This is a genomic window from Streptococcus moroccensis, from assembly GCF_030812835.1.
Taxonomy (GTDB): domain Bacteria; phylum Bacillota; class Bacilli; order Lactobacillales; family Streptococcaceae; genus Streptococcus; species Streptococcus moroccensis.
The window spans coordinates 15,488-42,230 of sequence record NZ_JAUSTM010000015.1; the positions used below are offsets into that span (position 1 = coordinate 15,488).

The 26,743-nt window shown below is 34.5% G+C and carries 27 protein-coding genes; 24 read left to right on the forward strand and 3 right to left on the reverse strand.

Annotation, left to right across the window (positions count from 1 at the left end):
- Positions 1-91 precede the first annotated feature (91 nt).
- Together J2S23_RS07780 and J2S23_RS07785 are read right to left on the reverse strand one after the other, a co-directional pair.
- Positions 92-1,462 carry a sensor histidine kinase gene (locus tag J2S23_RS07780; RefSeq protein ID WP_307122171.1) on the reverse strand — a complete coding sequence of 457 codons (1,371 nt, stop codon included), beginning with the start codon at positions 1,460-1,462 and terminating at the stop codon, positions 92-94.
- 10 nt (positions 1,463-1,472) lie between these two features.
- Positions 1,473-2,171: a response regulator transcription factor gene (locus J2S23_RS07785; RefSeq protein WP_024380728.1), complete on the reverse strand. Its 699-nt coding sequence runs from the start codon at positions 2,169-2,171 to the stop codon at positions 1,473-1,475.
- Positions 2,172-2,373: 202 nt separating this feature from the next.
- Between J2S23_RS07785 and J2S23_RS07790 the strand changes: the two genes are divergently transcribed.
- From J2S23_RS07790 to J2S23_RS07805, 4 genes are all read left to right on the forward strand, one after another.
- Complete coding sequence (locus J2S23_RS07790) at positions 2,374-2,544, forward strand: lacticin 481 family lantibiotic (protein ID WP_050572218.1); 171 nt, start codon at positions 2,374-2,376, stop codon at positions 2,542-2,544.
- 255 nt (positions 2,545-2,799) lie between these two features.
- Positions 2,800-3,708: an ABC transporter ATP-binding protein gene (locus J2S23_RS07795; protein ID WP_307122172.1), complete on the forward strand. Its 909-nt coding sequence runs from the start codon at positions 2,800-2,802 to the stop codon at positions 3,706-3,708.
- A gap of 1 nt (position 3,709) precedes the next feature.
- Positions 3,710-4,465 (forward strand): ABC transporter permease, encoded by a 756-nt coding sequence (locus tag J2S23_RS07800; protein WP_307122173.1) that lies wholly within the window; start codon positions 3,710-3,712, stop codon positions 4,463-4,465.
- Complete coding sequence (locus tag J2S23_RS07805; RefSeq protein ID WP_307122174.1) at positions 4,462-5,196, forward strand: ABC transporter permease; 735 nt, start codon at positions 4,462-4,464, stop codon at positions 5,194-5,196. The genes J2S23_RS07800 and J2S23_RS07805 overlap by 4 nt, the downstream gene beginning before the upstream one ends.
- A 902-nt stretch (positions 5,197-6,098) precedes the next feature.
- On the opposite strand, the gene J2S23_RS07810 is transcribed toward J2S23_RS07805, so the two are convergent.
- Positions 6,099-7,856, reverse strand: a complete 1,758-nt coding sequence (locus J2S23_RS07810) for a DUF4365 domain-containing protein (RefSeq protein ID WP_307122175.1) — start codon at positions 7,854-7,856, stop codon at positions 6,099-6,101.
- Between the two features lie 414 nt (positions 7,857-8,270).
- Between J2S23_RS07810 and J2S23_RS07815 the strand changes: the two genes are divergently transcribed.
- The 20 genes from J2S23_RS07815 to essB all read left to right on the forward strand — a co-directional run bounded on the left by J2S23_RS07815 (position 8,271) and on the right by essB (position 26,742).
- Entirely contained in the window at positions 8,271-9,026 is a 756-nt protein-coding gene (locus J2S23_RS07815; RefSeq protein ID WP_307122176.1) for a DeoR/GlpR family DNA-binding transcription regulator, read from the forward strand.
- A 225-nt stretch (positions 9,027-9,251) separates the two neighbouring features.
- Positions 9,252-9,677: a galactose-6-phosphate isomerase subunit LacA gene (gene lacA / locus J2S23_RS07820; protein WP_000215993.1), complete on the forward strand. Its 426-nt coding sequence runs from the start codon at positions 9,252-9,254 to the stop codon at positions 9,675-9,677.
- 32 nt (positions 9,678-9,709) lie between these two features.
- Positions 9,710-10,225 (forward strand): galactose-6-phosphate isomerase subunit LacB, encoded by a 516-nt coding sequence (gene lacB, locus J2S23_RS07825; protein WP_050196751.1) that lies wholly within the window; start codon positions 9,710-9,712, stop codon positions 10,223-10,225.
- A 10-nt stretch (positions 10,226-10,235) separates the two neighbouring features.
- Positions 10,236-11,168: a tagatose-6-phosphate kinase gene (gene lacC, locus J2S23_RS07830; RefSeq protein ID WP_307122177.1), complete on the forward strand. Its 933-nt coding sequence runs from the start codon at positions 10,236-10,238 to the stop codon at positions 11,166-11,168.
- A gap of 2 nt (positions 11,169-11,170) precedes the next feature.
- Positions 11,171-12,151 (forward strand): tagatose-bisphosphate aldolase, encoded by a 981-nt coding sequence (lacD, locus tag J2S23_RS07835; protein WP_307122178.1) that lies wholly within the window; start codon positions 11,171-11,173, stop codon positions 12,149-12,151.
- Between the two features lie 235 nt (positions 12,152-12,386).
- Entirely contained in the window at positions 12,387-13,220 is an 834-nt protein-coding gene (locus J2S23_RS07840) for a PRD domain-containing protein (protein ID WP_037592259.1), read from the forward strand.
- Between the two features lie 36 nt (positions 13,221-13,256).
- Positions 13,257-13,574 (forward strand): PTS lactose/cellobiose transporter subunit IIA, encoded by a 318-nt coding sequence (locus J2S23_RS07845; RefSeq protein WP_001078262.1) that lies wholly within the window; start codon positions 13,257-13,259, stop codon positions 13,572-13,574.
- Complete coding sequence (locus J2S23_RS07850; RefSeq protein WP_046391246.1) at positions 13,574-15,259, forward strand: lactose-specific PTS transporter subunit EIIC; 1,686 nt, start codon at positions 13,574-13,576, stop codon at positions 15,257-15,259. Before J2S23_RS07845 ends, J2S23_RS07850 begins: the two co-directional genes overlap by 1 nt.
- Positions 15,260-15,356: 97 nt before the next feature.
- The gene (lacG, locus tag J2S23_RS07855; protein WP_307122179.1) at positions 15,357-16,763 is read left to right on the forward strand and encodes a 6-phospho-beta-galactosidase; all 1,407 of its coding nucleotides are present in this window, start codon (positions 15,357-15,359) and stop codon (positions 16,761-16,763) included.
- A 24-nt stretch (positions 16,764-16,787) separates the two neighbouring features.
- On the forward strand, positions 16,788-17,066 hold the full coding sequence (locus J2S23_RS07860; protein ID WP_307122180.1) for a DUF3884 family protein: 279 nt from the start codon (positions 16,788-16,790) through the stop codon (positions 17,064-17,066).
- A gap of 22 nt (positions 17,067-17,088) precedes the next feature.
- Complete coding sequence (locus tag J2S23_RS07865; RefSeq protein WP_307122181.1) at positions 17,089-17,976, forward strand: aldose 1-epimerase family protein; 888 nt, start codon at positions 17,089-17,091, stop codon at positions 17,974-17,976.
- A 188-nt stretch (positions 17,977-18,164) separates the two neighbouring features.
- Complete coding sequence (locus J2S23_RS07870) at positions 18,165-18,389, forward strand: helix-turn-helix domain-containing protein (protein ID WP_307122182.1); 225 nt, start codon at positions 18,165-18,167, stop codon at positions 18,387-18,389.
- Positions 18,390-18,657: 268 nt separating this feature from the next.
- Complete coding sequence (locus J2S23_RS07875; protein WP_000860227.1) at positions 18,658-18,906, forward strand: DUF3173 family protein; 249 nt, start codon at positions 18,658-18,660, stop codon at positions 18,904-18,906.
- A gap of 2 nt (positions 18,907-18,908) precedes the next feature.
- Positions 18,909-20,114: a tyrosine-type recombinase/integrase gene (locus tag J2S23_RS07880; protein ID WP_307122183.1), complete on the forward strand. Its 1,206-nt coding sequence runs from the start codon at positions 18,909-18,911 to the stop codon at positions 20,112-20,114.
- 249 nt (positions 20,115-20,363) lie between these two features.
- A complete protein-coding gene (locus tag J2S23_RS07885) occupies positions 20,364-20,660 on the forward strand; it encodes a DUF5962 family protein (protein ID WP_307122184.1) in 297 nt (98 codons plus the stop codon).
- 460 nt (positions 20,661-21,120) lie between these two features.
- On the forward strand, positions 21,121-21,417 hold the full coding sequence (locus tag J2S23_RS07890) for a WXG100 family type VII secretion target (protein ID WP_017770820.1): 297 nt from the start codon (positions 21,121-21,123) through the stop codon (positions 21,415-21,417).
- A 64-nt stretch (positions 21,418-21,481) separates the two neighbouring features.
- Complete coding sequence (esaA, locus tag J2S23_RS07895; protein WP_307122185.1) at positions 21,482-24,766, forward strand: type VII secretion protein EsaA; 3,285 nt, start codon at positions 21,482-21,484, stop codon at positions 24,764-24,766.
- A 1-nt stretch (position 24,767) separates the two neighbouring features.
- Positions 24,768-25,232, forward strand: coding sequence for a type VII secretion EssA family protein (locus tag J2S23_RS07900; RefSeq protein WP_095123090.1), 465 nt, complete (start codon positions 24,768-24,770; stop codon positions 25,230-25,232).
- A 111-nt stretch (positions 25,233-25,343) separates the two neighbouring features.
- Entirely contained in the window at positions 25,344-25,586 is a 243-nt protein-coding gene (locus J2S23_RS07905; RefSeq protein ID WP_017770762.1) for a hypothetical protein, read from the forward strand.
- A gap of 13 nt (positions 25,587-25,599) precedes the next feature.
- Positions 25,600-26,742, forward strand: coding sequence for a type VII secretion protein EssB (essB, locus tag J2S23_RS07910; RefSeq protein WP_307122186.1), 1,143 nt, complete (start codon positions 25,600-25,602; stop codon positions 26,740-26,742).
- Position 26,743 lies beyond the last annotated feature (1 nt).

Sequence of the window (26,743 nt, forward strand, 5' to 3'; positions counted from 1 at the left end):
ACAATTTTGTTAATCAATCAGTGAGATATTTTGTGACGTTTGCAATTATTGTCGAATATAAAATAGAATGGTACTTTATCTGCCATGGCTACTAATAATTATCATGTTCTAGAGGTAAATTAATAATAACTTTAAAGAATTGATTCTCTTTACTTTCTACTTTAAAAGTTCCCTCATGAACTTCAATAATTTGTTTTGAGATTTTTAATCCCATACCGTGTCGTCTAATTCCTGAGATGTCAAATTCTTCAATGATTTTATTACTATCATAAATTGATAATAGTTTATCATTTGCTATGCCGATGCCATCATCCTCAATTGTAATTATTAAAAATTCTTTATCTCTGTGTAGACTAATATTCACATTACAGCCCTCAGGATTATGGAGAATAGAGTTATAGATAATATTATGAACTACACGTGAAATTAAGTTTTTTTCAATTGAGATTTTACTATTTTGAAGTTCATCATCAAATTCAAATGAAAAATTTATATTTTCCCAAACTTCTTGATTTATTATTTGTATAATGATCTCCTTGAAGAATGGAATTATTTTGACTGATTCTAATTTCAGAGTGAACTGGCTATTAGTTAATCTGGCAAAAATATTTAAGTCATTTACAGTATTTTGAATATAATAACTCTCATTAAGTATGGAACGTAAACGTCTTAATTGATTTTTATCCACTGTATCAGATCTAATAAGAGAAGCATTTGAAGTAATGACGGAAAGAGGGGTTTTTATATCATGTGCGATACCAGAAATCCAATTTTCTTTAAAAAGTTCACCTTCTTTTAGTTTTTTGTCAGCAATATTTATAGCTTCCGTTAATTGTTTTAGCTCATCTTGAGTTGAAACAGAACCACTTAGCCCTTCTGGTAATTTTTTAATCGCTAAAACTAAAGGAGTAATCTTACGTTGGACTAATCTAGTACTGTAGGTATAAATAATTAATAGATACAGACAATTCATTCCAAGTAGAAAAAAAGCTAAAATAAATAAGCCATGAAGGTCGGATTTTTCATAATAATCGAAAGGAAATCTAAAAACTCTATCTTTTGAAAATCCAAAAACAAGGATCTTATTATTAACAATTTGTACGAATACGGGGTAATCATTTAAATAATAACGTGTAAACTTAGCGACGTCAGCTAGGTTATATTGTGTCGGGACTTCACTTGGCTTTTTATAATCATAGATTTCCTCGCCACTATCAGAGTCTAAAATCATAATCCATACCTCTTTAGAATTAGCTAATTTTTTCCCAAAGTTAGATAATTTGGCAGAATTAGAACTGATATCAAGTTGTTTGACTAGATTATTCACTGTGTCCATCACATTAGTTTGATTTGCTTGACTAAAAACAAAAAATCCTAGAATAAAAACGTTTATTATGGACATGACTATGATTGAAACAATAAAACGTCTAATAAATTGTGTTATTACACGTAGTTTAAACATGTACAAGCTCCTATACCATTAGTTTATAGCCGAGTCCTTTAACAGTAATTAAGTATTGTGGCTTTGAAGGGTTAAGTTCGATTTTTTCTCTGATATTTCTGATATGGACCATTAAAGACTTTTCATATCCAAAACTATCAATGCCCCATACGGTATCACAAATCGCCTCTGTAGATACAATATAGTTTTTATTATCATATAATTTCCGAACGATTTGAATTTCTATTGGGGTTAAAGAAAGTTTTTCATTATTTTTTTCAACAATAGCATTTCCTAAATTAATAATGCAATTATCTAATTTAATAATGTTACTGTCTTCTTTGTACGACCGACGGAGAAGAGAAATTATGCGATAAATGAGAATTTTAGGAAGGAAAGGCTTAGTCACGAAATCATCTCCTCCAGATTGTAACCCTTGAATTTCATCTTCAGGTTCATTTTTTGCTGTTAGAAAAAGAATTGGAATATCAGAATTTTTTCTTACGTATTTTGATAGTAAATATCCTTTCCCATCTGGAAGCATGACATCTAATATAATCAAATCAATAGAATTATTAATAAAAGACTCTATTCCTTCACTGATGCTGTATGCACTATATATTTTTTTGAAACCAGAAACTGATAGTATCTCCCTTATTGAATTGTTTAACGCAATATCATCATCTACAACCAATATTTTTCTAGTTAAAAAAGGCGTTTCTATATCCATAAGCTCTCCTAGTAAAATAATTTGAATTTTCCATATCTATATTTATAGTATATCAAAAATTTCAAGTAAAAAGTAAGTCCACTAAAATCTTTAGGATTTCTTAAAGTGAATTTTAATATTTCTTTATCTTGTACTTATAAAATGTAACTGTAACAAGATAAAGATGCTTGATATTGATTTACTTTAACCGAGGAGAATAGCTATGAAATCAACAAATAATCAAAGTATCGCAGAAATCGCAGCAGTAAATGCACTACAAGAAGTAAGTATGGAGGAACTCGACCAAATTATTGGTGCTGGAAACGGAGTAGTACTTACTCTTACTCACGAATGTAACCTAGCAACTTGGACTAAAAAACTAAAATGTTGTTAATCATTTAAATAGAAAAATTTTACTTAAGCACTCAAGTATTTTTATCTGTTACATATTAAGTCACCACTTGGATATTGTGAACTATGTTGGTAGTGTTATCTTTATAAATGATGAAACAGGTGAGGTCATTAAATCAACTCACGAGGATTTAAAAAAGAATAACTTGGACTACAAGAAATTTATTTGTAATAAAAGTGTCTAGTACTTTAGTGTTGGCATTAACAAAAATTTAAAACGAAAGGTATGGATTATACAATGACAGAAGTAATAAAACTAAAAAAATTGAAGAAAAATTTTAAAGGAGTAGCATCAGTTGATTTAGAAAGACTTACAGTTAGAAAAGGGGAAATTTATGGTTTCCTTGGTCCTAATGGTGCAGGAAAAACTACGACAATGAAGATGATTCTATCATTAATTGAACCTACTTCTGGTTCAATTGAAGTAATGAACGCTCCAATTAACAAATCAAACGATTGCCTAAAATATATAGGGTCAATGATTGAAGAACCTTCATACTATCCAAATTTAACAGGTTATGAAAATCTATTAGTTTTTCAAAAAATGTTAGGTTTTAAAGAAGAGAATATTTTAAAAACACTTGAACTTGTGGGGTTATCAGAAGAAAAAAATAGAAAAAAATTAGTAAAAGCCTACTCTTTGGGTATGAAACAGCGTTTAGCCCTAGCATTTGCTTTAGTAAAAGAACCTCAGATATTATTATTGGATGAACCAACAAATGGATTAGATCCCTCTGGTATTCATGAGATACGTGAATTGATTATTCGTTTGGCTAAAGAGGAAGGACTAACAATTTTCATTTCTAGTCATATTCTATCTGAAATTGAGCAGATTGCTGATAGAGTTGGAATTATAAATCATGGGAGATTAGTATACGAGGGGGAAATTGAAAAAATAAATGCTAATAATTGGGTAGAGATTGAAGGAAAATTTGACATTGAAAAATTAAAAAATCTTTTTGGTGATAGTTTTAGTAATAGAAAAGTAGAATATACTGCAAAACTTATTAAAATCTGGAATGCTAATAACGAGCAAATCGCTAATATAGTCCGTTCCTTGGTTGAACTAGACTTTCCAATTTTTCGTGTAGAACATAGAAAAGAAAATCTCGAAGATATATTTTTAGAATTAACTAAGGAGTTATAAAATGGTTAATGCTTTACAAATAGAATTATTGAAAAGTCGTAGGACAAAATCGTTTATTATTACAATATTCCTCATGTTAATTGGATTCTTGTGGAATACAGTTAGTACTGGTAGTGAAATTAATTCAGTAAGTTATGACGGAGTTAGTGTGCTATTTAATAATCAAACAATGAATAGCTTTTTTCTTCCCATAGCTATTAGTATTTTCACTAGCCGTATAGTTTCTAATGAACTTGAAGGACAGACATTTAAGCTACAGGAATCAAACGGAACTACATTAACTCAAATTTTTTACAGTAAATTAATTTTATCAACTGTTTTCTTTTTGATATTGGCTATTTTAGAAACAGTTGCAACGAATGTATTTGCAATGGTTAACGGAGTAAGTGTCCCTCTAACAATCACTATTCTTCAAATTTTAGGACAACTATTGTCAAGTTTCAGTCTCATTTGCCTTTATTTAACTTTCGCAATGTTTACTGATAAACAAGGCTTATTGTTATCATCAGGTTTTATAGGTGGCTTTATAGGTTTAATATTAGCATCCAAATCTACAATATTGTGGACATTCGCTATACCGTGGGTCGGCTGTTCTTATTTGTCTCCTTACAAATTTACTCTAATAAATAATTCAAGCTATCTTTATAAATTTGACCAATCAATATACTTTAGAGTTTTAATATATCTAATTTATTGTTTACTGTTATATCTTCTTGTAAGAGGTATATTTTTGAAGAAAGAGAGACAAAGAAAATGAGACATTATATTTCAGCTGAATGGAAAAAGCTGAATAAAATTCAGCTTTTAATAATTGGTGTTGTTTTTGTAGCATTATCAAGTTTTATTGGCTTAGGTACCTATTTTGCTAATCAATCAGTTTTAATTGATGGTACACAGGATAAAGTGATGTGGGGACAATTAACTTTCTATTATACGCAAATTCTTAATCCTCCAATGCTCGCAATTTTTATAGCAATATCTTTAATTCAAGAGTTTGAAAGAAAAAATTTGGAAATGTTATATTCAAATGCAGTATCTATCAAAAAGTTACTGATAAGCAAGCTATTTACCGTTACTGCATTAGTCATTCCAATTCAATTCCTCGTACTAATTGTTTATATTGTAGCTTTAAAAGTAGCTAATGTTGAACTCTCTTCTTTTGTCCTATTAACTTTAAAATGGACACTTTTATCTATTTTGAGCTCTTTATCAATTTTATGCATACAAGCGTTTGCCTATGCTAAAACTAGAAGTTTTGGTCAATCAATTGGCATTTCAGCTTTAGGCGCTATGGGCGGGTTCGTCTTATTGTTTTTGAATGAAAACTTAAATAAATTTTACCCATATTCTCAACTTATGATAGCATTGAGAAGTAGAGCCTTAGAAGATTTTTCACTATTAGAACTTACTATTTTTATCTTTGTTAATCTTCTGTTTAGTGTGATTTTTTACAGATTAACATGTTATGAACTAGAAAAAAGAGGATGATGTAATTATGTAACTGCCTTAAATTAGACCAATTAATTGATAAATAAAATTTAGTATCTAATTGTTGTTATCTAACAATATACATGTTGCTCGCATGATAGTTAATGTTAGTCGAAAGAGCATTCCTAGTGCGATAACGTTTTAACCGATATAAGCTTTACTAATTCTCAGTCTTACTATCAGTATAAATAAGAATTGTTTCAGTTTTCTCGCTGTATCAATTACAATAAGGCGTTTTCTACTTCGTGAGTTTATTATTTTCTATTACTTTGCTAAATCGGTTTACGTTTTTTCAATTGCGGTCTAGATATAATTGTTTTGTCATTTAGATTGCCTCTAGTTTTTTGTAGTGTAATCAAGTAGTTATAGGATGTTATGAATATATGTTCTAAAATGAATCAATATTTTATAGTCATTAGTTCGCAATAAATAATAGAGTATCGCATTTTGATTGCGGAATCCTAGCATAGCAAGGTTTGACGTATTTTCAAAGCGATTAAAAATAGGGCGAATGAAATCATTCCCCACTAAAACCCCACCAAGATTTTTTCTTGGTGGGGTTTGTTTTTTAGATTTATTTTAAGTAATGCTAATTCGATTAAAATTATTAGTAATAAATAGTATCATTTAAATTTAAACAATAAAAATATACTTAATTTAAAAGTATTATTGTTAAAGATTTGACATCGATCAAACTTGTTAGAAAATAGAAATAGAATTTTAGAAAACAAAAATCAATAAAAAATTAACGTCCAATCAATTAATTTTATTGTAGAAATAATCGCTTTGCATCAAAAGATATAAAGTGAGTTCATAAGAAATAGAGTTTTTGGAAAAATATTTATTTAATTTAATAAAATAAATAAAATATTTTCTATGTGTTTTGTTGCAAGTATTATATATTAATTAATAAAGAGATTGTAGATAGGATAGTCAGTAAAACGTTCTCTTTGCTCATTGGAAAATTCATTTTCAAATAAATATTCTGCTTGTTCTTTATAATCTAAAATACAATTTGCAGCAAATCTAATTTCTACTGATGTGTGGCTCATTAATGAACGAAGATAATTATTATCTTTTTTTGTTAATTTGTCTAAACGTTTTTTTATTTGTAGTAGATTAAGAATATTATTTTCAGAATTATCTATAGCTAATATCTTTTGAGCAAATTCTAAACAGGATAGCAAGGCATTTTGATCGTGTTTAGAATCAGCATAGTTTAATAATTTTAATAATCCAAGATCCATATTTTCAATTTTATTTCCACTTGACAAATATGATGAAAGATAATCAGAGATGTTAAAATTATCAATAAGTAGTAGCTGCTCTAATTCAACTGTTTCATATTTTGAAAATAACTGTTTATCTTTGTTGATTAGTACCATATCGTAATCACTAAAGTTATATAGTCTATAGCTTTTAGTTCCTTCGTTTTCTGGAATTAAAAATAGTAATACATGTACATTAGCAAATTGAATGACTTGAGTAGGATTATAGTCTACACGATCTAGAGTTACCACTTGTTCATTTACGATACCATCATACAATAATTCAATTGTTCTAGCATCTTTTTGTGACCAACCTGTACTGTCAAGGTCAGTAGAAATTTTAAGTTTGTCTACTAATTCTTTTAAACGTATGTTCGCATTAAACGCTTTTTTCAGAAAATTAAAATCAATTTTAGCTATATTTTCATCACTAAACTCTAGTCTTTTTCTGTTTAAAATAATTCCTTTATTTTTTTGAAGCTCTATAATAAACTCTAATCCATCTAGTCTTTTTGAGAGAATATTTGAAAGTGAGTAATTAAGAGTTAGTGTTACTAAATCAGGTGTTTTTTGTATTTTTATCGAACAGCCATTATGAAAATCTATGGTGAAGTCATTCTTGGTTTCATAAGCAAAAGTTGTCTTATATACACGATCTTGTCCCTGAATTTGAACTAACATTTCTTTTTCTTCAAATATTTTTAAATTAGCAATATCGTCAATGAGAGGTTCAGGTATCCTAGCTCCTTTAGGTTTGTAATAAAGATCTAACTCACCAGATATTGCATAATCAAGAATGTCTAGATAATCCTTGCCAATAAATTTAAACTCTAAGTCTCCGTCAAATGATTCCAAATTTTCAAAGAGAGATTCTTGGCTTCTCCAATCAATATGAGCAAATCCTTTCTGATATTTGCGTTTTTGAATAAAATTAAGAAATACAAAGTTTAACTTATCTTCATTGTTAGGGAGAGGTTTCATATGAATCGAAATATTCTTAATCTTTTTCTTTTTCTTATCGCTGGCTAATAAAACTTTCTTAATGACCTTTGGGGTTAGTGAAGCATAAGTGACGGTAGGGATATCATCTTTTAAATACACTACAAAGTAGAGTACACCACCTTCTGTCAGATAATGCTCCAAATTATTCCTGTTTATTGAGTATCCAACATTTTCTTTATAATATTCATCCTTACCTTTTACTTGAACTGGAATTCTCTCAACTAAATCAATATTTTGCTTTTTTATGTTTTTATAAAAATAGATATGACCGTCCCAGATGGGTTCTCTATCTCCTTCGGAAATTTCTCTGTTAATATGTTTAGATTTTTTTAATGCCAATTTCAAATAATCGACAGCATCTTCTTCAATTTGCTTAGATGATTTAACCATGAATAACCTCTTGAATAAGTAATTTTATACTAACATTATATCAATTTTTGTGAATACTTTTCTATATCATACTTGTTGTTATTATTGTACAAAATGAAAAATCAGATTGTCACAAGTTGCAACTTTATCTAGATGACTATGAGAAGAGTACAAAAAGACTGGAAAAATTTCTAAAAAACTTGAATTTTGATAACGGAGTTGACAAACAGTTTGACGAGGAGATTTCGTTATAGTATAAAGATATTCAAGATTTATTAGAAGCAAGCGCTTAATATTCAGATTTTGACTTAATTGTTCACACCTTAATAAGAAAATAGTAATAATAATTTATCTATGAGTTTTGTTTAAAAAACAAACAAAAAATGTTGAATAATGTTTAAGGAAGAGATATAATAAAATAAAGGAGGCTGTAAAATGAATAAATTTCAACGATTAGAAGAGATTACGAAATTGGTTAACAAAAAAGGGACTGTTCGTATTTCTGAAATTATGGAATCTTTTGGTGTAACAGATATGACCGTTCGTAGAGACTTAATCGAACTGGAAGAACAAGGTTTGCTAAAAAAAATTCATGGTGGAGCAAGAAGTAATTCAGCTTTCCAATACCGAGAGATTTCACATAAAGAAAAACATACATTAAATATAGAAGAAAAACGCCATATTGCTAAATTAGCTGCAAATATCATTGAAGAAGGGGATACTATCTTTTTAGGTCCTGGTACTACGGTTGAGAGTTTTGCAGAAGAAATCAATAATCAACGATTGAGTGTCGTAACAAACTGTTTGCCTGTATTTAATATCTTACTTAAGAAAAAATCAGAGACATTTAAAGTTTTTCTCTTAGGAGGTGAGATGCGGCAGGTCACGGAATCATTTGTAGGAGAAGTGACAAATACAAGTCTAGAAAAAATGCACTTTAGTAAAATGTTTTTTAGTGCAAATGGTAATCGTGAAGATGATGTTATGACTTCAACAGTTGAAGAGGCCTATACCCAACGTTTAGCGATTAGCCGATCGGTTGAACAATATCTTCTGCTAGATAGTTCAAAGATAGGCAAAGAGGATTTTTCAGTCTTTTGCCAACTTTCACAGTTAACAGGTGTTATAACCGATAAAAAAGACGAGGAAAAGGTCAGTCAACTCGCGAAATGGACGGAAATAATTAATTAACAAGGCTTAAATTCTTGCCAGGCATAAATAATGTTAACATTATCGTCTTCGCAGCTAGTTTGGTCATGATTTAAAAGAACATTCTATGATGGATGTTCTTTTTTTTAGAAACAAACAAACAAAAACAAACAAAAAATAAACAAAAAGGGTTGACAAGATGTTTTTTAATGTTTATAATATAATTGTAAATCAAACAAAACAACATTTTTAAACAGGAGAAAACAGATGACAGTTATTATTGGTGCTGATAAAGCAGGCTTAGAATTGAAAGAAATCGTTAAATCTTATTTGGTAGAACTTGGTCATGATGTCCAAGATGTTTCTGCTGAAGGTCGTGATTTTGTTGATACAACACTAGCAGTAGCTAAAGAAGTAACTGCTAACGATGTTAACCTAGGAATTGTAATTGATGCATACGGTGTTGGCTCATTTATGACGGCTACTAAAATTAAAGGCATGATTGCTGCTGAAGTCTCAGATGAACGTTCAGCTTATATGACCCGCGGACACAATAATTCTCGCATTATTACAATGGGGTCTGAAATTGTTGGTCCTGGCGTTGCAAAAAACATTGCTAAAGGATTTGTCGAAGGTGAGTATGACGGTGGTCGTCACCAAATCCGTGTCGACATGCTTAACAAAATGTGCTAATAAAAAATAATATAATCAAGAGGTAAAATAAGATGAAAATTGCTGTTGGCTGTGACCATATTGTAACAAACGATAAAATTGCTGTTGTTGACTACTTGAAGACTCAAGGTTATGAAGTCATTGATTGTGGAACCTATGACAATGTTCGGACTCACTATCCAATTTTTGGAAAAAAAGTGGGTGAAGCTGTTGCGAGTGGTGAAGCAGATTTAGGTGTTTGTATCTGTGGAACTGGCGTTGGAATCAATAATGCTGTAAACAAAGTACCAGGAATTCGTTCAGCTTTGGTTCGTGATATGACCTCTGCAATCTACGCTAAAGAAGAGTTGAATGCTAATGTAATTGGCTTTGGTGGTAAAATCACTGGTGGCTTATTAATGACGGATATTATTGAAGCATTTATCCATGCAGAATATAAACCAACTGAAGAAAACAAAGCGTTGATTGAAAAAATTGCAAAAGTTGAAAGTTTGAATCAAGGACAAGCTGATCCGCATTTCTTCGATGAGTTTTTAGAAAAATGGGATCGCGGAGAATACCACGACTAAGAGGTGAATCATGATTTTAACAGTCACTATGAATCCGTCGGTTGATATTGCTTATCAACTGGATGTCTTTAATCTAGATACGGTTAACCGTGTTGCTGAAACACACAAAACCCCTGGAGGTAAGGGCTTAAATGTTACACGAGTTCTTTCTCAAGTCGGAGATGATGTTCTTGCTACTGGTATATTGGGTGGCAAAATCGGTGAATTTATCCAAAAGGAATTAGATCAAGTTGGTATTGAGCATGATTTTTCACCAATATCAGGAGAAACACGCAACTGTATTGCGGTTTTACATGAAGGTCAGCAAACAGAGATTTTAGAGTCAGGACCAACTATTTCTGATGAGGAAGGTAAAGCATTTTTAGAGCACTTTGAAAGCCTGGTTAAGCAAGTAAGTATTATTTCTATTTCAGGTAGCCTACCGAAGGGCTTGCCAGTGGATTTTTACTCTAAAATGATTGAGATTTGTGAGCGTTATCAGAAGCCTGTGGTGTTAGATTGTTCTGGCCAAGCCTTATTAGAAGTTTTGAAAGGACATGCAAAACCGACAGTAATCAAGCCCAATACAGAAGAATTGTCTCAGCTCTTAAATATGGAAGTTACGGGTGATACTAATGTCTTAAAAGCAGCTCTGGATCAAGATTTATTTGACGGAGTAGAATGGGTGATTGTATCACTAGGTTCGAAGGGTGCTTTTGCCAAACATATTGATTCGTATTATCAGGTGACGATTCCCAAAATAGAAGTAATCAACCCAGTAGGTTCGGGTGATTCAACGGTAGCAGGAATTACATCAGCTCTTTACCATGCAGAATCAGATGAAGAGTTATTGAAAAAAGCCAATTGTTTGGGGATGTTAAATGCCCAGGAAAAACAAACCGGCCATGTTAATATGGCGAACTATTCAGCATTATTTGAACGTATTAAAGTAGAAGAGGTATAATCATGGTATTAACAGAACAAAAACGTCGTTACATGGAAAAATTAAGTGATGAAAATGGTATTATTTCAGCATTAGCATTTGACCAACGTGGTGCTCTAAAACGTTTGATGGCACAACATCAAACTGATGAACCAACAGTTGCTCAAATGGAAGAGCTTAAAGTATTGGTTTCTGAAGAATTGACGCCATTTGCTTCATCTATGCTTTTGGATCCTGAATACGGTTTGCCTGCCACTAAGGTACTTCATAAAGACGCAGGGTTGCTTCTCGCTTATGAAAAAACAGGCTATGACACCACTAGCACGAAACGCTTACCAGATTGCTTGGTTGATTGGTCTGTAAAGCGTTTGAAAGAAGAAGGGGCAGATGCCATTAAATTCTTGCTCTACTATGATGTCGATAGTGATGAAGCGACAAATCGTCAGAAACAAGCTTACATTGAACGTATCGGTTCAGAATGTACAGCTGAAGATATTCCATTTTATCTTGAAATCCTAGCTTATGATGAGAAAATCGCTGATGCTTCAAGTGCAGAATATGCCAAAGTTAAACCACGCAAGGTTATTGAAGCAATGAAAGTCTTTTCAGATGACCGTTTTGGTATTGATGTCTTGAAGGTAGAAGTTCCAGTCAATATGAATTTCGTAGAAGGCTTCGGTCAAGCCGAAGTGGTCTATACTAAGGAAGAAGCTGCTTCTTATTTCAAACAACAGGATGAAGCGACTCACCTTCCATATATCTACCTGAGCGCAGGCGTATCAGCTAAGCTTTTCCAAGACACTTTGGTTTTTGCCAAAGAATCTGGTGCAAACTTTAACGGTGTCCTTTGTGGGCGTGCAACTTGGGCTGGCAGTGTCAAAGACTATATCGAACAAGGTGAAGGAGCTGCTCGTGAGTGGTTACGTACTACTGGATTCCAAAATATTGATGAATTGAACAAGGTCTTGAAAGAAACAGCAACACCTTGGACAAAACGTATTTAAACATTATAACAACATAAAACAAACAAAATTTTAAAAAATGTCATTTTTTTAAACAGAAAGGGTTTACAAACCTCTTGTCCTGTGTTATAATAAGTTCATAAATCGAATACGGGTAGATCGTAACTATTACGAATAGGCGAGACTACAAATGAATGGAAGGTAAGCCTTTGCTGTCTTTAGTTTATTTGTGGTCTCTTTTTCTATCCAATTATAAATCAAGAGGGGGAGGTAATAAATGTATCGTGTTTTACAAGCGCTTAATAATAATGTCGCTTTAGTAAAAGATGAGCATGATCAACAGTTTGTGGTGATGGGACTTGGGATTACTTTTCAGAAACGAAAAGGAGATCTCGTTATTGCTGATAAGATTGAAAAAGTCTTTTCCTTAAAAAGCACAGAATCGCAAGAAAATTTCATGACCTTGCTAAAAGATGTGCCATTAGACTTTATCACAGTCACCTATGATGTGATTGAAACCTTGTCAAGCAAATATTCCTATCCCGTTCAAGAATATCTCTATGTTACCTTGACGGACCATATTCATTGTGCCTATAAGGCGGTTCTTGAAGATAATTATCAAGAAAGTAAGTTGCCAAATATTTCACAAGAATACAGCATAGAGTATGTCATTGCAAAAGAAGCTTTGGCGATGTTTCGTCAGAAACTCTTGAACGATTTACCTGATGATGAGATTGGGAGGATAGCCTTACATTTCATCAATGCAAAAGGGGTAACGGCTGTTGAAAAGTCACCTAAAGTAGACTTAACACGATCGGTGTTATCAAAAGTGCAAGAAGAGTTAGAAAGATTAGGAATTAAGCGAACAAAAGAAAATAGTAATTTTTACGATCGCTTAATGATCCACCTAACATACTTCCTTCAATATTTGGATAGAAGTCCAAATGATAATGGGCCTCTCATGGATATGGGGAAACATATTCAGATAGCCTATCCTGAAGCTTATGATGTTGGTGATAAAATTTATCAAATCATAGCCTCAGAAACAGGTGTAGCGATTCATGAAAGTGAAAAATTTTATATTGTATTACATGTACAACGCTTACTCTAATCACTGAAATCAAAAATTAATAAAGGAGCTTATAAAATGAATAGAGAAGAAATTACCCTCTTGGGATTTGAAATTGTATCTTATGCTGGTGAAGCACGTTCCAAATTATTAGATGCTTTAAAAGCGGCACAAAATGGCGACTTTGAAAAAGCTGAAGAGTTGGTGGAATCTGCTAATTCAAGCATTGTTGAAGCACACCATGCTCAAACAAGTCTACTTCAAAAAGAAGCAGCAGGTGAAGATCTAGCCTTTAGTGTAACTTTGATGCACGGGCAAGACCACTTGATGACAACTCTTCTATTGAAAGATATGATGAAACATATGATCGAACTTTATAAGAGAGGTACAAACTAATGAATAAACTAATTGCTCAAATTGAAAAAGGGAAACCATTTTTCGAGAAAATCTCACGTAATATCTACTTACGTGCTATCCGTGATGGCTTTATTGCCAGCATGCCAGTTATCTTATTCTCAAGTATTTTCCTTCTGATTGCTTTTGTTCCAAACATCTTTGGATTTAATTGGAGTGAAGAAGTAGTTGGGATGTTGATGAAACCTTACAACTACACAATGGGCGTGGTCGCACTTTTGGTTGCTGGAACAACTGCAAAATCATTAACTGATTCTGTAAACCGTGATCTTGAAAGTACAAACCAAATCAACTTCTTGTCGACTATGCTTGCCTCAATCACTGGTTTCTTGATTTTGGCATCAGATGCAATTGAAGGTGGCTTTGCAAGTGGCTTCTTAGGGACTAAAGGTCTTCTTTCAGCATTCATTTCAGCTTTTGTCATTGTCAATATCTACAAAGTCTGTGTAAAAAATAACGTTTCTATTCGTATGCCAGACGAAGTTCCACCGAACATTTCGCAAGTATTCAAAGACTTAATCCCATTCACATTATCAATTGTAACTCTTTATGCTCTTGATATTATTGTTCGTAATACTGTTGGCACAAGCGTTGCTGAAGCGATTGGTACATTACTTGCGCCACTCTTTACAGCAGCTGATGGTTATCTTGGAATCACGATTATTTTTGGTGCCTATGCTCTTTTCTGGTTCGTTGGTATTCATGGGCCATCAATCGTTGAACCTGCTATTGCTGCTATTACTTATGCCAATATTGAAACAAACTTCCAATTACTTCAAGCTGGACAACACGCTGATAAAATCTTGACTTCAGGAACTCAAATGTTTATCGTAACGATGGGTGGTACAGGTGCAACTCTTGTGGTGCCATTCATGTTCATGTGGTTGACAAAATCAAAACGTAACCAAGCAATCGGTCGTGCATCAGTTGTTCCAACCTTCTTCGGTGTTAATGAGCCAATCTTATTTGGTGCACCTCTTGTTTTGAACCCAATCTTCTTTATTCCATTTGTTTTTGCTCCAATTGCAAACGTATGGATCTTCAAATTCTTCGTTGATGTTCTTGGTATGAACAGCTTTAGTGTGAACTTGCCATGGACAACACCTGGTCCTCTAGGTATTATCATGGGTACTGGTTTTGGTCTTTGGTCATTTGTTCTTGCTTTGACTTTGATTGTTGTAGACGTACTTATTTACTACCCATTCTTGAAAGTCTATGACCAACAAATTTTGGAAGAAGAACGTTCAGGTAAATCATCTGATAGTTTGAAAGAAAAAGTTGCTGCTAACTTCAACACAGCAAAAGCAGACGCTATTCTTGAAAATGCTGGCGTTACTAAAGAAATTAAAGAACAAACAAACGTTCTCGTCCTTTGTGCAGGTGGCGGCACAAGTGGTCTTCTAGCGAATGCCTTGAACAAGGCTGCTAAAGAATACGGAGCTCCTGTAACAGCTGCGGCTGGTAGTTATGGTGCTCACCGTGAAATTTTACCTCAATATCAATTAGTTATCTTGGCGCCTCAAGTGGCATCTAACTATGAAGATATGAAATTAGAAACTGACAAACTCGGTATTAAGTTAGCTAAAACTGAGGGTGCACAATATATCGGATTGACCCGTGATGGTCAAGGTGCTTTGGACTTTGTAACACAACAAATCGAAGGCTAATGCTATACATGTAAGGGAATAGTGAGATTAACGGAGTAGCTTATCCGAGAATAATCTGCTCTTCCCTTTCTTTTTTTCATTAGAAAGAGGAATTGAAATGACTAAAACATTACCAAAAGACTTTATTTTCGGTGGAGCAACAGCAGCTTACCAGGCAGAAGGAGCAACTAAAACAGATGGTAAAGGCCCGGTTGCATGGGATAAATATTTAGAAGACAATTATTGGTACACAGCAGAACCTGCAAGTGATTTTTATAATCGTTACCCTGTCGACTTAAAGCTGGCTGAAGAATACGGTGTCAATGGAATCCGTATTTCGATTGCTTGGTCTCGTGTATTCCCTACTGGATATGGTGAGGTCAATCGCAAAGGAGTTGAGTACTATCATAATTTATTTGCAGAATGTCATAAGCGTGGTGTAGAACCATTCGTTACCTTGCATCATTTTGATACACCAGAAGCCTTGCATTCAAACGGTGATTTTTTAAACCGTGACAATATTGACCATTTTGTTGCCTATGCAGCCTTCTGTTTCGAAGAGTTTCCGGAAGTGAACTACTGGACTACCTTCAATGAAATTGGACCTATCGGTGACGGGCAATACTTAGTTGGTAAGTTCCCTCCAGGTATCCAATATGATTTGGCAAAAGTTTTTCAATCTCATCATAATATGATGGTTTCCCATGCACGTGCAGTTAAGCTTTATAAAGATAAAGGTTACAAAGGGGAAATCGGTGTCGTTCATGCTTTACCAACCAAATACCCTTATGATCCAGCTAATCCAGATGACGTGCGAGCTGCAGAATTAGAAGATATTATTCACAACAAATTTATCTTGGATGCGACTTACCTTGGCCGTTATTCTGAGAAAACAATGGAAGGCGTTCAGCACATTTTAGCAGCAAATGGAGGGGAATTAGATCTTCGTGAAGAAGACTTTGCCATCCTCGAAGCGGCTAAAGATTTGAATGATTTCCTTGGAATTAACTACTACATGAGTGATTGGATGCAAGCTTTTGATGGTGAGACTGAAATCATTCATAACGGTAAAGGGGAAAAAGGAAGTTCCAAATACCAAATTAAAGGTGTTGGTAGAAGAGAAGCACCAGTAAATGTTCCGAAAACAGATTGGGATTGGATTATTTACCCTCAAGGTCTATATGATCAAATCATGCGTGTAAAAGCCGACTATCCTAACTATAAAAAGATTTACATTACTGAAAATGGTCTTGGTTATAAGGATGAATTTGTAGACGGAACAGTTTATGATGATGGTCGTATTGACTACGTGAAAAAACATTTGGAAGTGATTTCTGATGCGATTTCAGATGGTGCTAACGTTAAAGGATACTTTATCTGGTCTCTGATGGATGTTTTCTCATGGTCAAATGGATATGAGAAACGTTACGGTCTCTTCTATGTTGATTTTGAGACACAAGAACGTTATCCTAAAAAATCAGCGCATTGGTACAAGAAAGTTGCTGAAACTCAAGTCATTGATTAATCCTTACTATGAAAGTGTGTACCTATGTTTAAAACATTAAAAAGAGTGGCAGACGGTGTTTTAACTTCTGCCTATGAAAAAGTTTATATTGTTAATTTTGAAAAATGTCCCTATATTCCGTACATCGATCAAGATGTTTTAAAATCTTTAGGGAAATGGTATGTCTCTACTGGAGGAGAATGGATTTGTCATTCAGATTTAGAATTAGATGAATTCAAAATATTGTTTAACAATCTCTTAGAAGATTCTTTAAAAGGGAATGTTAGATATGAAATGGACTATATGCCTTTTCAGCAATCATAGACTATAATTGGGGAATCAACTAATGAAATTAAAAAATGATGAATTAACGGTTGAATTTAAACCGGAGGGGGCGACCATCAGTTCGATTAAAGATCGAGATGGTGTGGAATATCTTTGGCAAGGTAATCCAGAGTACTGGGGTGGTCAGGCACCAGTTCTATTTCCTATCTGTGGTAGTCTAAGAAATGATGGGGCCACGTTTCAGGTTGGTGAAAAAACAATTTCTGGATCCATGCCTCGCCATGGGATTGTCAGAAAACGCACTTTTGATTTAGTAAAACATACCGAAAATGAGATACAGTTTCGTATTTTATCTGACGACGAGATGTTAAAGCAATACCCATTTCCATTTGAACTCCAATTAACCTATCGCTTGGACGGTAAGAAGTTGGAAACAGAATATGCAGTTCGATATTTAGGTGAGTTAGATGCGATGCCATTCTTTATTGGAGGACATCCAGGATTTAATTGTCCATTATTAGAGGATGAAGCATTTGATGACTATTACCTAGAATTCGAATTGGAAGAAGATTGCACGATTCCAGAAAGTTTCCCAGATACGGGACTTCTTGATTTTTCCAAACGTCAACCAATGCTATCTAAAACAAGAATTTTAGAATTGAATTATGAACTGTTTCAACATGATGCGTTGACGTTTGATAACCTTAAATCTCGGAAGGTTACTTTGAAATCCAAAAACCATCAAAAAGGATTAAAGGTATCATTTGAAGATTTTCCTTTCTTAGTTGTTTGGACAACAACTAATAAAGGGCCATTTATTGCTCTGGAACCGTGGAGTGGCTTATCTACCTCTTTGACAGAAACGGACAACTTTATCGATAAAACTCATGTCACTTATGTTGAAAAAGGCGAAGTATCTCGCAAAGCATTTACAATTGAAATTTGTTAATGAATTTGGCAATTAGCTTAATAATATTTACTTTAATATTTTTACTTATATCATGAAATTATGATTTATTGATTTAAAATTTATCAATAAACTTCAGTAATATTGAGGTAATATATCAGCTGTCATATTATGACAATTTCCAAGTTTTCTTCTAAAAGTATTCTATACTTTTCATAGGAGAAAGCTATATGTACCAACGTATAAGGGACTTGAGAGAAGACAGTGACTTCACTCAGAAATTTGTAGCTGAAAAACTATCGTTCTCTTCCACAAATTATGCAAAGATTGAGAGAGGTGAGGTAGTTCTGACAGCTGAAATACTTATAAAACTCTCTGCACTCTATAACGTTAGTACGGATTACATTCTTGGACTATCAGATTGTCCTCAAAGAATTAAACAAAAAATAAAATAGTCTCTCCTTGCTTTGTTCATTGACAATTGAATAAACCGAGGTGGGACTTTCTTATTTGTCGAGCAATTTAGTGAGATACGCCGTGATAGGAGCGAAAATTATTTGCTATAAAATAGAGTGGTTCTCTATCTGCCATGACCACAAATAAGGATAATGATACTTCTGAACGTTCAGGCTGCCAACGTAAAAGGACAGCGGGTGAGATGCCCATGAATGATTTAACCAATCATACCCACGGAGGAAGTAATTTTTTGACAGGAGTGGAGATATGAAAACAGTAACATATAAAAACTTGATGAATATTGGTTTTCCGGAACATACGGCAAGAAATATCATTAAAGAAGCAAAAAGAATAGCAGTAAAAAAGTTTGAAGAAGCTCGCAAAGTTGACCATAATGCGGTACAATTAAGTAAATCGCCCTTTGACAATAGAAGACTTGGTATTGCTCCTAAAGATATTGTAGAAGAGTTAATCGGAATTTCACTCTCTGAAGAAAGTTTAGAAAGTGAGAATTAAAGATGACTACAAAAAATCAAAAAAAATACAAAGGTGTTTATTGTGATAAGAATGGTAAAATATTTTATCAAGCTGATCTTGGTGTTGACCCTGTAACAGGTAAACGAGTTCAAAAGAAAGCTAGAAAAAATCAGTATGGTAAGCCATTTAGTACAATGAAAGAAGCGTATGATGAACTGGTCCGAATTAGGTATGAGTTTAATAATAATCTTAGTATTGAAAATTACAATATAACATTTGAAAGTTACATGAATAGCATTTATCTAAGAGCCTATAAGCAAAAGGTTCAAGCTGTAACTTATAAAACTGCTTTGCCACATCACAAGTTATTTATTCAGTATTTTGGCTCCAAACCTTTAAAAGGGATAACAGCTAGAGATTGTGAATCTTTTAGATTACATATCATTGAACATTACTCTGAAAACTACGCGAAGAATTTATGGTCACGATTTAAGGCATGCATGGGTTATGCTGAGAGATTAGGATATATTTCAACTATGCCTTGTAAGGCGTTAGATAATCCTAGAGGCAAGCACCCTGATACACCATTTTGGACTTATATTGAGTTTCAGAGCTTTATTAAATCATTTGATTTACAAGATTATGAAGAATTACAGAGGTTTACAACTATTTGGTTATATTATATGACAGGTGTTCGTGTGAGTGAAGGTTTATCGTTATGGTGGGAAGATGTCGATTTCGAACACAAATTCTTGAAGGTTCATACAACCTTGGAAAAGGATGAAAATGGAAATTGGTATCGCAAAGACCAAACCAAAACACCAGCAGGAGAGCGCCTAGTTGAATTAGATGATGTGACAATATCAGTATTGGAAAACTGGCGAAAAAATCAAGTTTCCAATCAAGATACAGATTACATCATTTCACGATTTGGTGAACCGTTTTGTAAATCAACAATCTGTCGAATTATCAAGAGAAAAGCTCAAGAAGTTGGAGTACCGGTGATAACAGGAAAAGGTTTGAGACATAGCCATGCTTCCTATCTTATAAATGTTTTGCAGAAGGACATTTTATATGTAGCAAGACGAATGGGACATGCTGATAAATCTACAACTTTGAATACATATAGTCACTGGTTTAACGCATTAGATAAAACAGTATCAGAAGAAATCACTCAAAATGTAATTAGTGCAGGACTAGATTCCATTTTATGCCAAAATTCCTGCCAAACTCTGAGTAAAGGCTAAAAAGCCTATTATATCGCCAACAGAGTAACTTGTGTTATTGTTACTCTTAAATAATCAATTATTGATTGTTTAAGGCTGATAGCCGAGTTTTAAAGCCTTTTCGCTAATGTCAAGGTGATTAAGAAGGGATAATTTCAATTGAAATTTCCCCACAAACACCCCCACAAATTTTTGTGGGGGTGTTTTGTTTCTAGCTGACATTCTATATTTGTTGCGGTAAACTAATGACAAATACAGAGGAGGGAACTTATGTTTAGTGAAGATTTATATTATGAGTTAGAAGAAATGTTAACTCTTGGTATTAAAAATAATGGTGATTATGAAAGATATATAGAACTTAAGGACTCATATGAAGAAGAAACTTTAGATTATAGTTTTTCAATCAGAGAATTAACTAATCAACTTGAAGTTATTATCAATACCAAAGAAAATGATTTTCCTAATTTAGATGAATGCTTACATGGAGAATATTTGTATTTAGTTAATGAATTAAAAAGATTAGATTGTAATATAGCTGGAAAATATATCAGTTTATCTTATGACTGAGAGATGTATGAAGTTGCAATTATTCTTTCTTATAGAAAAAAATTATTTTGTTGATTTGTTCCCAATTACACATCATATCGAGGTTGTAGGACTGCTGGAGAGAAAGGGATAAAGCCCACCGTTTCAGGGTTTAGAAAAGGCTTGATACTAAGCCTTTTTTGAATTTTTGAGTGAAGTATCAATCCAACACTCTGAAGTGATGTAGTAGGATTGATAGTGGTAAAGTATGAAATTTATTCCCACATACGCAGAGGGGGTGCAAAATGTTCCAACAGGTAGGGTGTTTGTGGGAATAGTTTTGCACCCCCCCTTTTTATTAATAGTGTCACCAATATGGTCGATGGAAGTGTGAGTTCAGTAATTGATACAATTTTTTCAGATTACAATTTTGATAAAATGCTTGTAATTCATCTAAAATCGTCCTAAAATAGAATCAATAAAATTTAAAGGAGACAATCTTATGTCAGGACAAATCCGTGTATCCCCAGAAACGCTACAATCACGTGCTCGTGAATACGGTAAAGCTTCAAATGACATCACAGCAATCTTGAACAGCCTTCAACGTTTGCAAGACACACTTCGTACGGAGTGGGAAGGTGCTGCCTTCCAAGGTTTTGATAATCAATTCAATGAATTGAAACCGAAGGTACAAAATTTTGCGGAATTGATGCAACAAATCAACACCCAGCTTGATAAGACTGCTCAAGCAATGCAACAAAATGACCAAGATTTGTCTCGTAACTTTGGTCTTCAATAATTAGTCTATGGCAAGGTTGGGGCGGTGTCCCTAACCTTTTTATTTTTACGGAGATTATGAAACAGTGAAGAAAAAAATTTTATTTTATCTAGGAACATTATTACTGTTGGTTACGACATTGGTGTCTTTTGTCGCCATTGTAAAACCAACACCCCTTAGTCGAACGGCTTCGACTACCCCAGCCCAACAAGCTACTATCAGAGTTGCGGTTGTAAATGAGGACGCTGGTAAAGTATATAATGGTCAGCCTGTCAATATCGCTACGACATTGGTCAACTCCTTTATTGCCCAAAACAATTATGACATTGAAGTTGTTTCACGGGCCATTGCTGAGAACGGCTTGAAAAATGATACTTATCAGTTGATGATTGTCTTACCTAGTAAGTTCTCAGAAGAGACACTGGCTTTAGAGTCAGCTTCACCTATCAAAGCGAATTTCCAATATCAGATTGTCTCCGATAAGCAGTTGACAGTAAAACAGGCTGAGCAAGCTGTACTTGAATTCAAAGAACTTTTTAATAAAGATCTAATTAATATTTACTTCACCAGTATTATCGGAAACTTAAGGACTGCTCAAGTTCAGGTTGCGGATGTTGTTGCTAATGAAGAAACCTCCCTAGCCTCCTTTAATAACAATTTGGTTAATCCACTGAACCTATACTCTCAACAGTTTGCAGGAGTAGGGTCGTCCCCGTCAGATTTGCTGTCTGCCTACTCATCGTTTAATAAGGACCTGTTAAATAGTAATGATGCGTTCACTTCGATTATCTCTGTCGATAAGACCTATGAAAGCGTGATTGACCAAATCAAATCACAACAGGAAGCATGGCAGCTTTCATTAGCTACTAGGGAACAAAATTTAGCTAATTTTGACGAAGGCTTCTCTTCTTTATCAGTTGAAGAACAATTAGCTAAATTAGCAGAAATAAATACTCATCTGGGGACAAATCTATCAGAGCCTGCAGTTTGGCAAGAAACTGAAAATAAGGTAATTGCCTACAATCAAGATATCATTAGTCTCCTTGAGGAATTGAGATTACTTAATGGTGAGATTGATACGACCTTGTCTGACTACGATACTAAAATAAAAGAAGCTGTAGCAGCGTCTCTGGCTACTAAGGAAGGTGTCGTTAATAATGCCAGCAAGACTCTAGGAGGCTATATTGATAGCTTGAATGCTAGCATGGATCGTCAAGTTGCTTCTAAATGGCCTACTGTTTATTATGATGCAGCAACGATTGCTAGCTTGTCTTTATCTGAGGCAGATAAGATACATTTGAAGAATATCAATGCCTTTATTCAGTGGTATAGTCAAGAAAAAGGTCAAGAACTGCCAACCTCTAAAGAAGTGACTGTTGAGAAGGAAGAGTTAACAAAATTAAGGGAAGAAGTGGCCTCTAAGATTGAGTCAGCCCGTACGTTGACGATTCCAACATTTGAGGGAAAAGTCGAATCTATGACGCTAACCGTTCCCGAAGGTTACTCTTTAAGTTTGGCAGACTATCCATTGACTGATTTAGGAAATGGAAATTATCAAGTATCCCTGCCAGAAGATATTGCAGGTGGAACAAAAATTCCTTACTCACTCAATATTCAAGACAAAGAGTCTGTAAGTATTTTTTCACCGGTTGTGGTGAAGATGTCGATTGATACGACTGAGGAAGTCTCAGTTATTAAGGAAGGTGCTCCGTTTAACGAAGAGAGGGAAGAGACGGAAACGACCTCTACATCAGGAGGTTCCTCAGATACAACTGGTACTAGTACAGATGGGACAGGTTCAGAAGATGAAGGTTCGGAAGGCGAGGGGGCAGAAGGAGAAGGAACCACACAGACTGGTGAGAAAGAAGTTGTGACTGTCACAAAAACAATCACCATAACGAGAACCAATCAGACAGAAACAAAAGTTTTGAGACGCCATTATGAAAAACAGGATATCGTCACTAGCTGGACATACAATCCGCTGATTCTGTCTCAGGCTATCTATCAAGATGTGAATGCCTACTTGCAGCTGTCTGGTATTGTGACTGCCTATTATGGATTAGATCTAACGAATGGCACTTATTCGCAAAGTTCTATTTTACCTGCCGAGGGCTCACTAGTCGCTCTGGCTAATAGTAATGACTTGCAATCTATTGTGACCAATCTTATCAAGGCTACCACTGTTGAAGCTTTGAAATCAGACTTGAAGACATCTGATGAGAAGTTGGCAGCTATTGAGAGTCGGTTGGTAAATTCAGAGCAATTAACAGGCAATATTGCAGATTTACGAGCGACTACAGGCCAATTACTCGAACAGTTGTCAAGCCTAATCGAGCAGGGAGTAGCTGTTGATAAAACGCTGAAAGATAAGCCAATTTTTGCTACTACCGAGAAGATAGATAATACAGATATGGTCACCGTCAGCAAGGATCTGAATAGTGACTTATCTAAACTAATGGCAGCCAGTCAGAATCTGATGAACAACACGAAATCCAATCAAGTGGTGTCGGAAATGATTGAAGGGAACATAAATAAACTTTCAGGTGACATTACCAATTTGGAAAAAGACGGAGAAGCCTTAAGTGGCCGTGTTGCGGAATTGCAACAAATTATGTCTCGTGAGTATTCTTCCAATGAAGAGTTCCTCAAAAATTTCTCTACAGTTTTGAGCAATACTAGAACTGGAAATACAAAGAATGAGGCAGTATATGAATACCTTTCTAATCCAGTCGATGCAGCAAAGATTGGAAATGTTGTCTCAGCAGCTACATCCGCTCAACCACAAGCAAGTCGTCAAGATGAACGTTCAGGTTTGTTGATTATCCTGATTGCTTATCTTGTTAGTCTGGTTGCAGCCTACTTGATGCAGCATGCAGATAAAGCTGAATTACAAAAGCGTCTGAACTTGACAGAGCGTCTATCTTGGAAAAATGCGACAGGTCCACTGGTGTTCTTAAGTGCGATATCAGCTACTGCTGGTCTCATTATCGCACTGGTTTCAGGACTGAAACTTGAGTTCTCAATGCCGCAAATTGGTTCCTTCATCGTTCTCCTTTCTCTTATTAGTCTGGTTATGACCTATGGAGTGAACCTATTGATGGATAATCTAAGAAGTCTAGGTTTCTTGTTAAGCATTGGTGTGTTAATGGTTTATATTGTTTCAGCGACTCAGCTGTTTGACACCTACTATGTCAATTCAACTCAGCTTCTGGCAAGATTGTCTCCATTAACCTATCTAGAGGAACTTGTTAAAGGTTTCATTAATCAGCAAGGAAATCTTCTATTGTCTGTGGTTATGTTAATCATTTTAGCTAGTGTCTTAGGAGTGGGGAATATGTTCCTTTATCGACAGGTTGAGCATAAGGAGTAGTATGAAAAAACGAGTTATTGTATTCTCTCTTATATTTTGGATCATACAAGGTCCATCGCTGGTATTTGCAAATGACGGTTCCTTGCAAATCGATACATCTTTAGACAAGAATAACCAGAAGACAGAATTACAGTATTTTGAACAAGAAGGCGACTTAGTAAAGCTGTTTCGACCAGAGACAGAAAAGCTGGTTGAGACTGTACTAAAAGCAGATGAAGAAACCTATCGAGAAACCAAGACCAATTTATTTGTTACAGAATTGGAGAAGGAGAGTATTCTTGATAGCTATCAATCCCTGTTGTTTACTCCGCAGACCATTGTTGTCAATAAATCAGACTATGGAGTATCCCTGAATCAGGTAGAGACGCCTTTATCTTGGCCAGTAATTGTCTTATCTATTTTAGGTGGAGCAGTTATGATTTATTCGATTTTTCGTAAGAAATTTGAGTCTCTCAAGCAAGAATAAAACTTAAAGAAGGTACGCAAGTACTTTCTTTTTTTTCTTCATGAAGTTACTTCAAAAATCATGCTCTTCATGATATAATAAAAGTATTACAAGCACGAGGGGTATAGGTCTATGGATGGCTATATAAATATTAGTTTTTATTGTCCGTTGTTTTTATCAAAGGAGTTAGACTTACGAGTTCCTATAGATTTGACTCTCAGAGAGTTGGTACAAATTGTTATCGATGCATATGGAGTAAATGTTAAGGTTCAAAATCCTAGTGCTCGAAATAAGCAAACAGGTGAAATTCTCTCCAGTACAAGTCTCTTGGGACTGGTAAGAGATGGTGCCTTATTAGAGTTGGAGAATGTTTAATATAGAGAAAAAGATGGAAACACAAAAACGAGAATTACTTATTGAGGATGTAAAAGGAAGTCGTGAGGTTGCTTATGCCTTGTTGACGGCTGAGCATCCTCTTTTTGTTACCCAAAATGTAAGGGAAGAAGAGGGGAAGGTAGTTGTTGAGAGTCTAGGATTGGATGCCTATTATGACTGGGCTACCCTTTCAACGATGATTGATGAGGAGAAACTACGCCATCTTCTAAATATCGGTCAGGTATTTACTACTTTGAAGGATACAGTCTATACCTATCAATTAGAACCATCTCATCTAGTATTCTCTAGAAATGCGGAACCACTCTTTGTTTCCCGCGGTATTAAAGGTCAAATCCCTCCTTATGAAGCGATTGAGGAAGAATCGTTTATTCAAGCATTCAAAGCAATGATCGTATCACTTTTTGACAAGAGAGCGAGTTATGAAAGTTTGGTAGATGGCAAACTTCCTTTCTACAAGGGAAATCTCTTCTGTGAAAATGTCATTAAGTCAGAAAACCTAGCTACTATTCTTGAACTATTATTGAAAAAATACCAAGAGGAAAAACAGAATAACCTAGAGAATTTTTCTCGTGTCTCGAATAAGGTGATGTCCAGACTGAAGATTACAGCAATTGTGACATCTATCATCGGAGTACTCTCTACGATTGGTATTCTTTACTTCTTACTGTTTGCCATGCCAAATCAGGAGATGATTTCCGAACTGCGTCTAGCTTTCGTGCATGAAAACTATTCTAGTGTTGTAGAGACGGCTAAACAGACAGACTCGAAATCTCTGAGCCAGGATGATAAGTATATGGTCGCTTATTCGGTCATTATGACAGAGCCGTTGACAGAGGTACAAAAGACAGAGCTGTCTAAACTATCTATCCAGTCTAATGCGGACTACCTTCGTTATTGGATTTTAATTGGACAAGCCAAGGTTGATGAAGCGATGGATATCGCCAGCTATTTGGACGATCCGCAACTACTCATGTATGGATTGACCAAGAAAATTGACGAGGTGCAGCGTGACCCAAGCCTGTCTTCGGAAGAACGGACCAATCAGTTGAACAGCTATAAGGGCAAATTAGAGGAATTGAAGAAAATTTACCTAACACCAGAAACTGCTGATTCAACTACAGATTCATCAGATTAAA

What these genes read in the sequence shown, in the direction of transcription:
- J2S23_RS07870 (WP_307122182.1), top strand. Translation starts at nt 18,165, where the DNA reads ATGTACCAACGTATAAGGGACTTGAGAGAAGACAGTGACTTCACTCAG.
- J2S23_RS07890 (WP_017770820.1), top strand. Translation starts at nt 21,121, where the DNA reads ATGTCAGGACAAATCCGTGTATCCCCAGAAACGCTACAATCACGTGCT.
- J2S23_RS07780 (WP_307122171.1), bottom strand. Translation starts at nt 1,462, where the DNA reads ATGTTTAAACTACGTGTAATAACACAATTTATTAGACGTTTTATTGTT.
- J2S23_RS07885 (WP_307122184.1), top strand. Translation starts at nt 20,364, where the DNA reads ATGTTTAGTGAAGATTTATATTATGAGTTAGAAGAAATGTTAACTCTT.
- lacD (WP_307122178.1), top strand. Translation starts at nt 11,171, where the DNA reads ATGGTATTAACAGAACAAAAACGTCGTTACATGGAAAAATTAAGTGAT.
- J2S23_RS07785 (WP_024380728.1), bottom strand. Translation starts at nt 2,171, where the DNA reads ATGGATATAGAAACGCCTTTTTTAACTAGAAAAATATTGGTTGTAGAT.
- J2S23_RS07860 (WP_307122180.1), top strand. Translation starts at nt 16,788, where the DNA reads ATGTTTAAAACATTAAAAAGAGTGGCAGACGGTGTTTTAACTTCTGCC.
- J2S23_RS07845 (WP_001078262.1), top strand. Translation starts at nt 13,257, where the DNA reads ATGAATAGAGAAGAAATTACCCTCTTGGGATTTGAAATTGTATCTTAT.
- J2S23_RS07865 (WP_307122181.1), top strand. Translation starts at nt 17,089, where the DNA reads ATGAAATTAAAAAATGATGAATTAACGGTTGAATTTAAACCGGAGGGG.
- J2S23_RS07880 (WP_307122183.1), top strand. Translation starts at nt 18,909, where the DNA reads ATGACTACAAAAAATCAAAAAAAATACAAAGGTGTTTATTGTGATAAG.
- J2S23_RS07840 (WP_037592259.1), top strand. Translation starts at nt 12,387, where the DNA reads ATGTATCGTGTTTTACAAGCGCTTAATAATAATGTCGCTTTAGTAAAA.
- J2S23_RS07875 (WP_000860227.1), top strand. Translation starts at nt 18,658, where the DNA reads ATGAAAACAGTAACATATAAAAACTTGATGAATATTGGTTTTCCGGAA.
- essB (WP_307122186.1), top strand. Translation starts at nt 25,600, where the DNA reads ATGGAAACACAAAAACGAGAATTACTTATTGAGGATGTAAAAGGAAGT.
- lacC (WP_307122177.1), top strand. Translation starts at nt 10,236, where the DNA reads ATGATTTTAACAGTCACTATGAATCCGTCGGTTGATATTGCTTATCAA.
- J2S23_RS07795 (WP_307122172.1), top strand. Translation starts at nt 2,800, where the DNA reads ATGACAGAAGTAATAAAACTAAAAAAATTGAAGAAAAATTTTAAAGGA.
- J2S23_RS07815 (WP_307122176.1), top strand. Translation starts at nt 8,271, where the DNA reads ATGAATAAATTTCAACGATTAGAAGAGATTACGAAATTGGTTAACAAA.
- lacG (WP_307122179.1), top strand. Translation starts at nt 15,357, where the DNA reads ATGACTAAAACATTACCAAAAGACTTTATTTTCGGTGGAGCAACAGCA.
- lacB (WP_050196751.1), top strand. Translation starts at nt 9,710, where the DNA reads ATGAAAATTGCTGTTGGCTGTGACCATATTGTAACAAACGATAAAATT.
- J2S23_RS07800 (WP_307122173.1), top strand. Translation starts at nt 3,710, where the DNA reads ATGGTTAATGCTTTACAAATAGAATTATTGAAAAGTCGTAGGACAAAA.
- J2S23_RS07790 (WP_050572218.1), top strand. Translation starts at nt 2,374, where the DNA reads ATGAAATCAACAAATAATCAAAGTATCGCAGAAATCGCAGCAGTAAAT.
- J2S23_RS07905 (WP_017770762.1), top strand. Translation starts at nt 25,344, where the DNA reads ATGGATGGCTATATAAATATTAGTTTTTATTGTCCGTTGTTTTTATCA.
- J2S23_RS07805 (WP_307122174.1), top strand. Translation starts at nt 4,462, where the DNA reads ATGAGACATTATATTTCAGCTGAATGGAAAAAGCTGAATAAAATTCAG.
- lacA (WP_000215993.1), top strand. Translation starts at nt 9,252, where the DNA reads ATGACAGTTATTATTGGTGCTGATAAAGCAGGCTTAGAATTGAAAGAA.
- J2S23_RS07850 (WP_046391246.1), top strand. Translation starts at nt 13,574, where the DNA reads ATGAATAAACTAATTGCTCAAATTGAAAAAGGGAAACCATTTTTCGAG.
- J2S23_RS07900 (WP_095123090.1), top strand. Translation starts at nt 24,768, where the DNA reads ATGAAAAAACGAGTTATTGTATTCTCTCTTATATTTTGGATCATACAA.
- J2S23_RS07810 (WP_307122175.1), bottom strand. Translation starts at nt 7,856, where the DNA reads ATGGTTAAATCATCTAAGCAAATTGAAGAAGATGCTGTCGATTATTTG.